We start from the raw sequence: 13,322 nt of genomic DNA on the forward strand, positions 1-13,322 counted from the left end.
GCTTCTTCGTCGGGTGAGGCGTCAGGCGATCGCGCCGAGGACGTAGTCGAGGCACGCGAGGAGTGCCTTGACGTCGTCGGTGTCGACGGAGACGAACGTCGCGATGCGCAGCTGGTTGCGACCGAGCTTGCGGTAGGGCTCGACGTCGACGACGCCGTTCGCCCGGAGGATCTTCGCGACGGCGGCGGCGTCCACCTCGTCGGCGAAGTCGATCGTGCAGACGACGGAGGACCGGTCCGCGGGGTCGGTGACGTACGGGGTCGTCACCGGGTTCGCCTCGGCCCACGCGTAGACGAGGCCGGAGGAGGTGGCGGTGCGTTCCGCCGCCCAGGCGAGGCCGCCGTTGCCGTTGATCCACTCGATCTGCTCGGCGAGGAGCACGAGCGTGGCGACCGCGGGGGTGTTGTAGGTCTGGTTCTTGCGGGAGTTCTCGATCGCGGTGACGAGGTCGAGGGAGGCCGGGACGAAGCGGCCGGACGCCTTGATCTCCTCGGCCCGCGCGATGGCGCGGGGGGACATGATCGCGATCCACAGCCCGCCGTCGGAGCCCATGTTCTTCTGCGGCGCGAAGTAGTAGACGTCGGTCTGCGTGATGTCGACGGGCAGGCCGCCGGCCGCCGAGGTCGCGTCGATGACGACGAGTGCATCCTCCGCGATCCCCTCGGGGCGGGCGATGACGGTCGCGACACCGGTCGAGGTCTCGTTGTGCGGCCAGGCATACACATCGGCACCCGCGACGGCGGTGGGAACACCGCCGCGGCCGGGGTCGACGTCGACGACGACGGAGTCCTCGAGGAACGGTGCGGTGGCCGTCGCCTTCGCGAACTTCGACCCGAACTCGCCGAACTGGGCGTGCACGGCCTTCGCACGGACGAGGCCGAAGGTTGCGGCGTCCCAGAATGCGGTGGAGCCACCGTTGCCGAGCACCACCTCGTACCCCTCGGGCAGGTCGAAGAGCTCGGTGAGGCCCGTGCGGATGCGTCCCACGACGTTCTTCACCGGTGCCTGGCGGTGCGAGGTGCCCATGACGGAACGCCCCGCAGCCGCGAGTGCCTCCATCTGGGCGGGCCTCACGCGCGCCGGGCCGGAACCGAATCGACCGTCCGCGGGCAGGAGCTCGGACGGGATCTTCACAGTGGTGTCTACAGCAGTCACGAGAGGGGATTCTACGCTTCGGCCGAGTGCGGCCGTCCGGTGCGTCCGAGGTGTGGGCCGGCGCGGCCCGCATCGCACCTCCGCTGCGGTCCTCCTGTCCTTCCCGCACGCCCCCCGCGACTATTCTGTGCGCATGGACAGCCCCCTCGATCCCCACAACCCCCTCGGCGACCTCCCCCGCACGCGCCGTGAGTACGGTGCCGGGCGCCTCGACGGCGTCGCCGACACCCCGTTCGCCCAGTTCTCCCGGTGGTACGCAGACGCCCGGGATGCCTCCGTCGACGAACCCAATGCGATGGTCCTCGCGACGGTCGACGAGGACGGGCCCGACGGGCGCCTCGTGCTGCTCAAGGGATTCGACCCCCTCGGTTTCGTCTTCTACACGAACTACGGATCGACGAAGGGTCGGCAGCTGGGAGCGACCCCGCGCGCGGCACTCACCTTTCCCTGGCACGGCATGCAGCGGCAGGTGCGGGTGCGGGGCAGCGTGGAGCCCGTGAGCGCCGAACTCTCCGACGCCTACTTCCTCTCCCGCGACGAGGACTCCCGCCTGGGTGCGTGGGCGAGTGCGCAGTCGCAGCCCATCGACTCCCGCGCGTCGCTCGAGGCCGCGGTCGAACGGGTCCGCCAGGGGGAGTCGGGTTCCGCGGACCGGCGGCCGCCGCACTGGGGTGGATACCGGGTGCGTCCCTCCGCGATCGAGTTCTGGCAGGGTGGCCGCGCGCGGATCCACGACCGTTTCCTGTACCGCACGCCGGACGGGTCCCCGCGATCGCTCGACGACGCGGACGCCTGGACCGTGACCCGCCTCCAACCCTGAGCGCGCATTTCCTCGGTCCCGTCCGGGAGGCGGAGCTCACCGCACCGGGCCCCCGTGGGCGTGCGTAAAATGGAGGCCTACGTGAGAAGGAGTGGATTCGGCGCGTGAACGACCTCATCGATACGACCGAGATGTATCTCAAGGCCATCGTCGAGCTCGAGGAGCAGGGGATCGTGCCCCTGCGGGCTCGTATCGCCGAACGTCTCGACCACTCGGGTCCCACGGTCTCGCAGACCGTCGCCCGGATGGAGCGCGACGGTCTCCTCGTCGTCGATGCGGACCGACATCTCGAACTCACCCCCGCCGGGCGCGCTGTGGCCACGGGTGTCATGCGCAAGCACCGCCTCGCCGAACGACTGCTCAGTGACGTCATCGGGCTCGACTGGGAGCTCGTCCACGACGAGGCCTGCCGGTGGGAGCACGTGATGAGCGAGCAGGTGGAGAAGCGTCTCGTGACGATGCTGCCCGAGTTCGCCCGCAGTCCCTACGGGAACCCGGTGCCGGGGCTCGAGGACCTCGGTGTGGAGGCGGCACCGGAGACCGCGGTCGTGTCGCTGAGCACGGTGGCGGCGACGTCGGTCGGGTCGACGGTGACGATCGCGTGGTTCGCCGAACCCCTCCAGGTCGACACCTATCTCCTCGCCCAGTTCCGGGAGACCGGCGTGATGCCCGGGACGGAGGTCGAGGTCGTCCAGGTCGGTGAGTACATCACCCTGAGGGCGGGCGCCCACGACACGGTCCTCGATCTGCCGGTCGAAACCGCGTCCCACGTGTTCGTGCGGAGCTGATACCCGGGGCCGGCCCCGGCACGGAGCATCGGAACGTCCCGTTCGGCGTGTTCCGACACGTTCGTAACGAATCACATTTCGCCGTTATATACGGTCTGAACAGGGGCGATGTATGAGATCGCGAAGGTTTCTTCATTTTCTCGTGATCGTAATGTGACATACCGGGGTGCATCGGTTACGGTTTAACGGTCGCCTCCGGACCGGAGGTGATTCCCCACCGGTTACCTGGTGTCGCCGCCGGTCGGGGAGTACAGGACCCGAGGCGGCAACGGGGGACCCACCTTCGTTCCGGACGATCGGCAGCACGCCGGCCGCACGGAACTCGGGGCCAAGTCCACCAGGACCGGGCAACTCCGGCCCGAGCCCGACAGCTCACCCCGGCGGTATGTGGAGGAATCACCAGTGGCACAGAAGAAGCACGGTCGTCGCGCCGCGGACACCCGCGTCAAGACCCCGCTCACCGAACTCACCGAGGCACTCGGAGCCAACTCCGGTGCCGTCGGCCGCCGCGCCGCCGTCGTGGCCGCAGCGGGTGGACTCGTCCTCACTGCCGGCATCCCGGCCGTGGGCCAGTCCGACAAGACCGAGGACCAGGGCGTCGTCACCGCCGAGGCGCAGGCCCCCGACACCGTCGAGTACGCGGCCCAGTCCGCGACGACGATCGTCGCCGCCGACGAGTCGGCCGACAAGCTCGCCGCCGTCGCCGCGACCTCGGTCGCCAAGGCCACTGCAGCTCCGGAGCCCGAGCCGGAGCCCGAGGCGACCACCACCTCGGACCGTTCCGATCGCGGAACCGGCACTTCCCGCTCCAACGAGCGCAGTGAGGGCTCGGGTTCGAGCTCCTCTTCCTCCGAGGACTCCTCCGGCAGCTCCGAGGACTCCTCCGGCAGCTCCGAGGCCGAGGTCTCCGTGCCGGACGGCTCGACCGCCGACAAGGTCATCTCCATCGCTTCGCAGTACGTGGGTGTCCCCTACGTCCTCGGTGGCACCTCGCCCAGCGGCTGGGACTGCTCCGGCTACCTCCAGTACGTCTACGGCAAGGCCGGCGTGAGCCTGCCCCGTACCTCGGGCGCACAGAAGGCTGCCGGCACCGTCGTCTCCGCCTCGGAGGCCCGCCCCGGTGACCTCGTGTGGCGCCCCGGACACATCGGCATCTACGCCGGTGACGGCATGATGTACGACGCGGGCTCCCCGCGTTCCGACACCTCCTACCGCAGCCACTCGTGGATGGGCTCGGTCACGTACATCCGCGTTCTCTGATCCACTTCGGCACGCTGCCGCACACCGGCGGCGCCCGCACACACCCGCTCCGCGCGTCAGGTCCTGGCCGCGCGAGCGGGTGTCGTGCATTCATCGGCGTCCGTCGGTTGTCGGCGGGCAGGTGAACTCCCGTCGAATTCCTCGGCTCACCGCGTGTTCGGATGCCGGAGAGAGACCGTGTCGGACGTGACCTGCGCTACCCTGGTCGCAGTATGAACACCTTCCCGGAGGAGCCGACCCGGGAGTTCCCCTGTGGGGAATTCCGCGGCACGGCCATACGCACCCCCTTCACCGAGCCGTTCGGTCGGCCCGGCGGAGCGGCACGTGCTCACGGCACCCCGGTCGCGGCTGACCGGATACCTCCCTTCATCTCCCATCGAGGCGTTGCGCTTGTGCGCAGCGCCTTCGTGTTTTCCGCCCGGCTGCAGTCGGGCGACCGCTCACAGGACCGGGCACGGACTCGCCCGGAGCGAGGAGTACACACATGAAGACCCTGGTGCTCAATGCGGGATACGAACCGATGTCGGTCGTGTCGTTCCGGCGCGCCGTCGTGCTCGTTCTCAGCGGTAAGGCGACGGTCCTCGCCGCCGAGGACGACGCACTCGTGCGCAGCGCGAACCTCGCGATGGAACAACCCTCGGTCATCCTCCTCACCCGATACGTGAAGCCACCGCGTGGCCGGTCCGTGTCGCTGTCCCGGCGCGGTGTCCTCCGGCGTGACCGCAATCGGTGCGCGTACTGCGGTGGCCATGCCACGACGGTCGATCACGTCCTCCCGCGTTCCCGCGGTGGGATCAACACCTGGGAGAACCTCGTGGCGTGCTGCCGGGAGTGCAACAACCGCAAGAGCAACCGCACGCCCGAGGAGATGGGCTGGCGCCTGCGGATCACGCCGCGGGAGCCGCGGACGGGGAGCTTCTGGTTGCGCGACATGGATGCTCCGATCGATACCTGGCGGCCGTTCCTCGAGTACGCCTCGGCGGCCTGAACTGCGGAACAGAGGAATGTTCTCCCTGCTCAGGGTGTTCCCATCGTGAGACGCCGCACCGGCCGTGCGTGGGCGGATTTCCCCTCCGGGCGTCCGGGACGACTACAGTGACGTGTGATCCTCACAGGAGGACCGCACGCCCGGGCCCACGTCGTACGGGACCGGGAACCCGGCAGGAACGGACAAAGGAGTTGCCGTGGCGCAGAACGTGAAAGTCGCAGATCCCCAGGCCATCGTCGTCGGCATCGACGGCTCGAAGGCGAGCCGCAATGCACTGCGCTTCGCGATCGGCGAGGCGAAGGCCCTGGGCCGGAGTATCCGGCTCGTCGGCGCCTACACGATCCCGAGTGTCGCCGCGGCGACGATCGACGTCTCCTACGTGCCGATCGACGACACCTCGATCCGGGCGTCGGTGACCGCCACGCTCAAGGAGGCCGCCGCCGAGGTCAAGGCCTCCGGAGTCGGCGTCGAGGCCGTCATCGAGGTCGGTGACGCGGCCGGCGTGCTCGTCGAGGAGTCCTCGCAGGCCTCGCTCGCGGTCGTCGGATCCCGCGGCCGCGGTGGATTCGCCGGACGCCTGCTCGGCACCGTGTCGAGTGCGCTGCCGGCCCACGCCCACTGCCCGACGATCGTCGTGCCCGTCGGCTGGTCGCCGGAGGGTGAGCACACACCGAAGAACTCCTCGTCCCGACCGATCCGCGACGACCGCGGCACCGTGTTCGAACTCGACGAGGACGCGGAGACCGTCCCAGGCCTCGATTTCGCGGGCAAGGTCGTCGTCGGCGTCGACTCGCTCGGCAAGGAGTCGCCGGCACTCTGGGCGGCGGCCGACGTCGCCGAGCAGCGCGGGACCCCGCTGGAGATCGTCGCGGTTATCAGCACGACCGTCGTCGGACCCGAATGGCTCCCGAGCACCGGTGACATGGAACGCCTCGTCGAGGAGGGTGCCGGCAAGCTCGAGCTCGCCCGCCTCGCAGTGGCGGAGAAGCACCCCGATCTCGACGTCCACTGGACGCTCTTCGACGGCCAGCCCGCCGAGGTGCTCGTCCGCGCCTCGGACACCGCCGACGTCCTCGTGATCGGCACCCGCGGTCGTGGCGGTTTCGCCGGTCTGCTCCTCGGTTCGACCTCGCAGTCGGTGCTGCCGTACTCGGCGTGCCCGACGATGGTCGTCCGCACGAAGAAGGACCACCACTCCTGAACGCGCGCACTCCCGGACGGGGCGCCTCGGACCACCGCACACGCGGTGTCCCGAGGCGCCCCTCGCCGTCGGGGGACCGGCGCCCGACGAAGGAGGAACTCCGGGCCTACGCGACGGACGATCCGGACGTCCTCGACGACATCCTCCCGGCGGACCCCGTCGACCCGACGCAGCCGGCCCGTGGGACGATGCGCCTCCTCGTCGTCGGGATCAACCCGGGGCTCTGGACCGCGGCGGTGAACGCGCCGTTCGCCCGACCGGGGAACCGGTTCTGGCCCTCACTCCATCGCGCGGGGCTCACGGATCACCCGGTCGACGCCTCGCGGGGGCTCTCCGCGGAGGACGAGGCCCAGTTGCTCGACCGGGGGATCGGTCTCACGAACCTCGTCGGGCGGGCGACGGTGCGGGCCGACGAACTCACGCGCCAGGAGCTCCGGGCAGCGGGGGAGCGACTCACGGAACGGGTGGCCCGGCTGCGGCCACGGGTCGTCGCGATCGCCGGGATCACGGCCTTCCGGACGGCTTTCGCCCGGCCGAGGGCGGTTCTCGGGCCCCAGGACACCTCGGACATCCCCGGGTGGCCCGGCGACGTGGCGCTCTGGGTCGTGCCCCAGCCGAGCGGACTCAACGCCCACGAGACGATCGACACGCTCGCCGACACGTGGCGGGCGGTGTGGGATGCGGCGCACGCGCCTGCGGACGGTTCCGAGGACGACGCCCGGTGACGACCGCACCGTGAATGACAGGACCCCCGGCCGCGAACGGCCGGGGGTCTTGCGTTTCGATCTCAACCACGATGATCGAGCGCCCTCGATTGGATTCGAACCAACGACACCCGCTTTAGGAGAGCGGTGCTCTATCCCCTGAGCTACGAGGGCCTGCGTGGGCACGAGCTTTCGCGGTGCGCACAGCGGCGTCCAGTCTACCAGTGGGGGACAGCAGCGCCATTTGCCCGTCCTCTCGGTGCGCCCCCGCGGAAGTCACGGGCGATTTGGATAGGCTCGGCGTGTGTCCACTCCAGATTCTGCTGCTCAGAAGCCCGCCGGGGATCTCGGCGAGACGGTGACCCGGTCCGCGGTCGCCGAGTCCTTCGCTGCCTGGAAGGAACAGGCCGCCCGGATCGGTGGCCGCGACACCATGCTCCACTTCCGGGATTCGCGCGACGGGTCGATCGACTTCACCGGCGCCCATCCCTCCGGTCTCGCCCAGCTCCTCGCGGGCCGCCCCACCCGCCTGTCGAGCCTGCTGCGTGACCCCGAGGTCCTCTCGGACGCCCGCCGCCGAGCCCGGTCCATCCGCCAGAAGGCCGAGCGCCTCGCGAGCGAACGCGGGATCCAGGCGGCACACCTCGCGATCGGATTCGCCTCGTGGACCCGGGACGAAGGTGCCGCGCGCACCGAGTTCAACGCCCCGGTCATCCTCCGGCACGTGCAACTCGTGCCCCGTGGCTCCTCCGTCGAGGACTTCGAGGTCGTCCTCGACGACGACATCTCGATCAACCCGGCGCTCGTGCGCTACCTCCGTGCCGAACACGGCATCGAGATCGACGTCGCCGAATGGATCGCGGCGACCGGCGGGGCCCAGACCTTCGACCCCGCACCCGTCTACGAGCGCCTCCGCGCCGTCACCAAGGGCGTCGCCGGGGTCCTCGTGAATCAACGCCTGTTCGTGAGCACCTTCGCGAACATCGTCGAACCCTTCACCGGGGACGAGCTCCCGGCCGTGCACCCGGTCCTCCGCGCCCTTGCGGGTGAGCGCGCGGCCCGCGTGGGCTTCGGCGGTCCGGCCGCCGACGACGCCGCGGCCGAACACGACCACCAGCCGACGGTCCGGATCTCCGGGGAGACCTCGACGTCCACGCCCGCCGTCGAGGCGCCCACGGGTTCCGACGCCCGGTCCGGTGGTGCGACCTCGGGCGCCCGGGACACCACCGCCGGAGCAGATGTCCCCACCACCGCCGGTTCCGCGGACGGAGACTCCGCCTCCTCGACCGCGAAGGCGGACGGGTCGACGGCGAAAGCACATGCGAAGTCCGCCGGAGAGGGGACCGCGTCGAAGGGTTCCACCGGGACCGGCGACGGCAGCGCACCGGAGAACCCCAAGGAGGGCGCCGCCGCGCGCGCCGGCCGGGCCGAGTCCGCGAAGGCGCGGACCGAGCCGCTCGATGCCGTGACGAGCGAGAGTGCCGAGGAGGCGGACGCCTCGGCGACGTCGGACGCTGCGAAGGCCGACGGCGCGAAGTTCGACGGTGCGAAGCCCGACGCTCCGAAGACCGACGGCGCGGGGACGACCCCGGAGAAACCCGCTCCTGCGGGGGAGACGACGAAGGAGTCCGCGCAGGAGGCCGCCGGGGGCACCGACGCGCCGCGGGGTGCGGCATCGCCGAGGGGCGCCTCGGACGGGGAGGAGCCTGCGCCCGTGCCGGTGCGGGAGAAGCCCGCCCCGCTGCCGGACCGGAAGCCGCAGGAGGAGTTCCTCGCGATCGACGTCGACGGTGACCAGCAGGCCGTCGTCGACGCCGCGATGGCCGGTCGCTCGATCGTCGTCGACACACCTCCCGGAACCGGAGCCACCCAGGTCGCCGTTGCGATCGCGACCTCGCTCGCCCACATGGGCCGCAGTGTGCTGTTCCTCGCCCAGAACTCCGACGCCCTCGACGACTTCGCCTCCCGCATGCGCTCCGCCGGCCTGCCGGACTTCGTCGTCGACGGGCGGATGGGCAACACGGACGTGCACCGTCGACTCATCTCCCTCATCACGGACGCGGAACGGGCGGAGAAGCCCGATCTCACCGAGCTCCTCACCCGTCTGTCCGAACAGCGTGAGACTCTGCAGAAGCACACCGAGAGTCTCCACCGGGTCCGGGAGCCCTGGGGTGTGTCCGTGCACTCGACGATGGAGCACCTCGCGGCGCTCACCGCGGACCATGCGGGACCGTCGACACCGGTGCGGTTCGGCGCCTCGATCATCGAGGCGGACAAGCAGACCCGCTCGCGGCTGCGCGAGCGTCTGCTGAAGTACTCCGAGCTCGGCGCGTTCACCCTCGACGTCGCGGACTCGGTGTGGTTCGGTGCCCGCCTCACGTCCACCGAGGAGGCGGATCGGACGCGGAAGGCCGCGGCCCGGGCCGCGAAGCGGCTTCCGGGACTCGTGGAGCTCGCTGAACCGGTGTTCGCCCACGCGGATCTCACGCCCGAACGTACCGTGCGGGCCTGGGGCGAGGCCCTCGGCCTCCTCCTCGGCGTCCGGAAGACGCTCGACTCCTTCTCCCCGGACGTGTTCGCGCACGGCCTCACCGATCTCATCAACGCGACCGGTGACGCCGAGTACCGGCGTTCGCGGGGCGTCGAGATGGGCTTGCTCGAGCGCAGGCGTCTGCGCAAGGCCGCGAAGGAGTTCCTGCGTCCGGGCGTCTCCGTGCCGGATCTCCACACCGCGCTCATCGCCGCGAAGGAGCAGCGGGCGGCCCTCGAGAAACTCGCGGGCGGTCGGACCCGTCCGACCGTGCCGCGCGGTCTCCTCGAGGCGAACGAGGCACATGCGGAGATCAGCGGTGATCTCGAGGCGCTCCGGCCCTACCTCGAGACGACCCCCGACGGGGGCGACCTCGCGGGCATGCTCGTCGAGGAGCTCCAGGCCCGCCTCGAGGCGCTCGGCGAGGACACCGCGAGCCTCGCCGCGCTCCCGGCGCGCACGGAACTCGACGACGAGCTCCGGGAGGCCGGCCTCGGCGATCTCATCGACGACCTGCGCGAACGACGCGTCTCCCACGCGCTCGTCGGGCAGGAGTTCGACCTCGCCTACTGGGCGTCCGTGCTCCAGAGCCTCGCCGTCGCCGACCCCCAGGTGGGCGGCCACGACGGCGTCGCGCTGCACCGCGTCGCCGCGGACTACCGGATCTGCGACAAGAAGTACGTTGCGGCCGGTGCCGATCGTCTGCGGTGGAGCCACGCGAAGAAGTGGAAGGCCGCGATCGGCGACCACGCGGCGGAGTCGAAGAAGGCCCGCGACCACCTGCGGTCGGCGCGCCTCGATGTCCGTGCCTTCAGCGAGGACGCCCCGCACGTGCTCACCTCGATCGCCCCGATCTGGATGATGAGCCCGTTCCAGGTGCCCGAACTGTTCGCCCAGACACCCCTGTTCGACACGGTCGTCATCGCGGATGCGGGACGGATGACCGTGCCCGAGGTGTTGCCCGCGGTCGCCCGCTCGAAGCAGGTCATCGCCCTCGGCGACGACCGCCTGCTCGGACCGCGCGACTTCAGCGTGTCCGTCGACCGTCGCACGAAGACGGAGGAACCGACCGGGCCGAGTGTGTTCTCCGCACTCGCGGAGTTCCTTCCCACCCACCGTCTCCACATGAACTACCGGGTGTCGCCCCCGGGACTCGTCGACCTCACGAACTCCCTGTTCTACGACGGAGCGATCTCGAGCCTGCCGACGTCCCTCACGAACGAGGGGTCGGGCCTCGAGTTCTCCTACGTCGCTGATGCGCTCGGATCCCCGGACACCGCCACCGGGCAGGTCGAGAGCCTCGACGTCGAGGTCGAACGGGTCGTCGACCTCGTCATCCGCCACGCCCGCACCCGGTCCCGGCAGAGCCTCGCGGTGGTCACGCTCACTCCGTGGCACGCCCAGCGCGTGGCCGCGGCGATCGCGGCCGCCATCCGGCAGTACCCGTACGTCGCGTCGTTCTTCACGGATTCGACGAAGGAACCGTTCGTCGTCACGGACTGCGAACGCATCCACGGGATGGCCCGCGACGCCGTGATCTTCTCGCTCGGGTACGGGCGGACCCTCCAGGGACGGGTGCTCTACGACTTCGGTGCGCTGTCGAAGCCCGGCGGGGAGCGGCTGCTCGCGGCCGCCGTCACCCGGGCCCGGCGGAAGCTCACGATCGTCTCCTGCTTCGCCCCCGACGACTTCGACGAGCGTCGCCTCCAGCACGGCGCGAAACTGTTGCCGTCGCTGCTCCAGGCGATGGCGGCCGGTGGGCGGGCACGTCCCGCCTCGACGACCGACGAACGCGATCCGCTCGTCATCGACATCGCCCAGCGCCTGTGGCGGATGGGTGTCGCGAGCCAGGAGGACTACGCGGGCATCGACCTCGCGGTCGCCGTGTCGCCCGAGGGGGACCAGGGGATGGCCCTCGCGGTCGAGTCCGACGGGCCCGACTACGCGCGCGTGCCGAGCCTGCGTGAGCGCGAGCGGCTGCGCCCGGAGATCCTGGCCCGCCGCGGCTGGCGTTGTCTGCGCCTGTGGTCGACGGACGCCTTCGTCGATCCGCAGGCCCAGGCAGAACGGATCTTCGAGGTGTGGAAGGAGACCGTCGAGGATCTCTCGCCGCAGGCCGTCCTCAACGCGGCACGGGCCGCGGCGGTCGTCGTCGGACGGCAGGGTACCCGGCCGAAGGTGACGCCGGGCCTGCCGCTGCACAAGTACGCGCAGGAGGACATCGACGCGACCGTCGATTGGATCCAGTCCGACGGGATCGGCCGCTCCGATGCGGAGATCAAGGCCCACCTGCGCGCCGCCCTCGCCCAGAAGGGGACGACCGATCGGGTCGAACGCGGACTCGACGCCGCGGTCGCGCGGTACCGCGAACGCTTCCAGGAGGCGAAGCGCACCGCGGCGGAGGTCCGCACGCTCCCGACCCCGGACCGGTCGGAGGGTGATGTCTTCCTGCCGCACTCCGGGACCGTCGAACAGGGCGATGTCATGCCGCTCTTCGACACCGGAAAGCTCCGCGAACAGGATCTTCTCGACGCCGGCCTGCGCGGCGAGCCCTCGGACGGACCGTTGCTCGAACGCCTCCGTGGGGAGACGGACGGCGGCGGCGCGGCACCGGCGGAGGATGCCACTGCGGAGGAAGGCATGCCGGAGAGGAAGGCATCCGCCGGGAACGGTCCGAGTACGAAGGGACCCGGTGCCAAGGGACCCGGTGCAAAGGGCGCGACCGGGAAGAACGGCGCGACCGGGAAGAACGGCGCCACCGGGAAGAACGGTGCGGCCGCCGGCGGTGCGCAGGGAGAACGTCAGCAGACGAACGGGCGGGGTGCGCAGAAGGGCACCGCCCCGAAGCCCGCGAGCGCGGGAGGCCGTGCCCCGGCACCCGACGCGGGCCCGGCGAGAACGTCGGCGGACACCGAAGGGACGGCACCGGCGGACACCGGTGCGGCGAAGAAGGACGGGGAGAACCCCGGGTCGTGACCGGCGAACGGAACGACGCCTCGGCGGCGGAACCCGATGAGGAGGCGGTGGCGCGCCGGAAGGCGGCCGCCCGGGCCGCCGTCGAGGTCTATCGGAGGACACTCCGGAACGAATCCGCGTCGGAACGGGCCGGATCCGGCGCGCCGTCGGGGGACGAGCGGTACCTCGCGGACCGTCCGCCGCACTGGGCACCGCCGTCCTGGACGGTGAACGCCCGGCGGCGGCAGGGGCGCCCGGACGGTGAGGACACGCCGGACACCGGCGCCGAAAGCCACAAGGACGCCTGAGACACTGCTACTATCCTGAGAGTCGGCCACCGACATTACGACAATCGTGTCTCGAGGCGCAGGCCACTGGAGTCGGTGGGAGTTCCGCTGCCTCGACCTCCGAAAGGGCTCCCATGTTCAAAGGGTTCAAGGACTTCCTCCTCCGCGGAAACGTCATCGAACTGGCGACTGCCGTCATCGTCGGTGCCGCGTTCACCGCCGTCGTCACCGCGATCTCGGACAATGTGATCAATCCGGTCATCGCCTCCATCGGCTCGCCCGACACCTCGGCCCTCACCTGGACCATCCGTCCGGCACTCGCCGAGACCACGACGATCGACCTCGGCGCCGTCATCACGGCCGCCATCAACTTCCTCATCGTCGCGGGCGTCGTCTACTTCGTCTTCATCGCGCCGATGAACAAGCTCGCCTCGCTGCGCAAGGTCGATGAGCCCGAGGAGGTCGAGGCGCCGACCACCGACGAGATCCTCGGCGAGATCCGGGACATCCTCAAGACCCAGCAGACCGGTCGCGGCACGGACGGCAGCACGGGTCTCTGACACGCGTCGCGGCACCGGACCGTTCAGTCCGGTCCACCTCGACACACCGCCGGCGGCGGGCATTCCGATGCCCG

General features: G+C 70.6%; 10 protein-coding genes and 1 tRNA gene. 9 read left to right on the forward strand and 2 right to left on the reverse strand.

The features are described from left to right. Positions 1-21 precede the first annotated feature (21 nt). On the reverse strand, positions 22-1,155 hold the full coding sequence (gene serC, locus ABD172_RS02550) for a phosphoserine transaminase (protein ID WP_344306661.1): 1,134 nt from the start codon (positions 1,153-1,155) through the stop codon (positions 22-24). A 133-nt stretch (positions 1,156-1,288) separates the two neighbouring features. Here serC and pdxH point away from each other — a divergent pair, with 133 nt between their 5' ends. From pdxH to ABD172_RS02580, 6 genes are all read left to right on the forward strand, one after another. Further along, entirely contained in the window at positions 1,289-1,975 is a 687-nt protein-coding gene (pdxH, locus tag ABD172_RS02555; RefSeq protein ID WP_344306662.1) for a pyridoxamine 5'-phosphate oxidase, read from the forward strand. Between the two features lie 104 nt (positions 1,976-2,079). Continuing rightward, positions 2,080-2,763: an iron-dependent transcriptional repressor DtxR gene (locus ABD172_RS02560; protein ID WP_344306664.1), complete on the forward strand. Its 684-nt coding sequence runs from the start codon at positions 2,080-2,082 to the stop codon at positions 2,761-2,763. Positions 2,764-3,165: 402 nt separating this feature from the next. Beyond that, positions 3,166-4,023 carry a C40 family peptidase gene (locus ABD172_RS02565; protein WP_344306667.1) on the forward strand — a complete coding sequence of 286 codons (858 nt, stop codon included), beginning with the start codon at positions 3,166-3,168 and terminating at the stop codon, positions 4,021-4,023. 484 nt (positions 4,024-4,507) lie between these two features. Next, entirely contained in the window at positions 4,508-5,011 is a 504-nt protein-coding gene (locus ABD172_RS02570; RefSeq protein WP_344306669.1) for an HNH endonuclease, read from the forward strand. 196 nt (positions 5,012-5,207) lie between these two features. Then, complete coding sequence (locus ABD172_RS02575; protein ID WP_344306671.1) at positions 5,208-6,212, forward strand: universal stress protein; 1,005 nt, start codon at positions 5,208-5,210, stop codon at positions 6,210-6,212. Between the two features lie 188 nt (positions 6,213-6,400). Next, positions 6,401-6,937, forward strand: coding sequence for a mismatch-specific DNA-glycosylase (locus ABD172_RS02580; protein WP_344307047.1), 537 nt, complete (start codon positions 6,401-6,403; stop codon positions 6,935-6,937). Positions 6,938-7,017: 80 nt separating this feature from the next. Here the strand turns inward: ABD172_RS02580 and ABD172_RS02585 are convergent. Next, positions 7,018-7,090 (reverse strand) — tRNA-Arg (locus ABD172_RS02585). Between the two features lie 130 nt (positions 7,091-7,220). On the opposite strand from ABD172_RS02585, the gene ABD172_RS02590 reads away from it, so the two are divergent. From ABD172_RS02590 to mscL, 3 genes are all read left to right on the forward strand, one after another. Further along, complete coding sequence (locus ABD172_RS02590) at positions 7,221-12,422, forward strand: DUF4011 domain-containing protein (RefSeq protein ID WP_344306672.1); 5,202 nt, start codon at positions 7,221-7,223, stop codon at positions 12,420-12,422. Next, positions 12,419-12,709: a hypothetical protein gene (locus tag ABD172_RS02595; RefSeq protein ID WP_344306674.1), complete on the forward strand. Its 291-nt coding sequence runs from the start codon at positions 12,419-12,421 to the stop codon at positions 12,707-12,709. The genes ABD172_RS02590 and ABD172_RS02595 overlap by 4 nt, the downstream gene beginning before the upstream one ends. Positions 12,710-12,822: 113 nt before the next feature. Next, positions 12,823-13,248 carry a large conductance mechanosensitive channel protein MscL gene (mscL, locus tag ABD172_RS02600; RefSeq protein ID WP_344306676.1) on the forward strand — a complete coding sequence of 142 codons (426 nt, stop codon included), beginning with the start codon at positions 12,823-12,825 and terminating at the stop codon, positions 13,246-13,248. The last annotated feature ends 74 nt before the right edge of the window (positions 13,249-13,322 follow it).

This window comes from Brevibacterium samyangense (assembly GCF_039529845.1).
Lineage (GTDB): Bacteria > Actinomycetota > Actinomycetes > Actinomycetales > Brevibacteriaceae > Brevibacterium > Brevibacterium samyangense.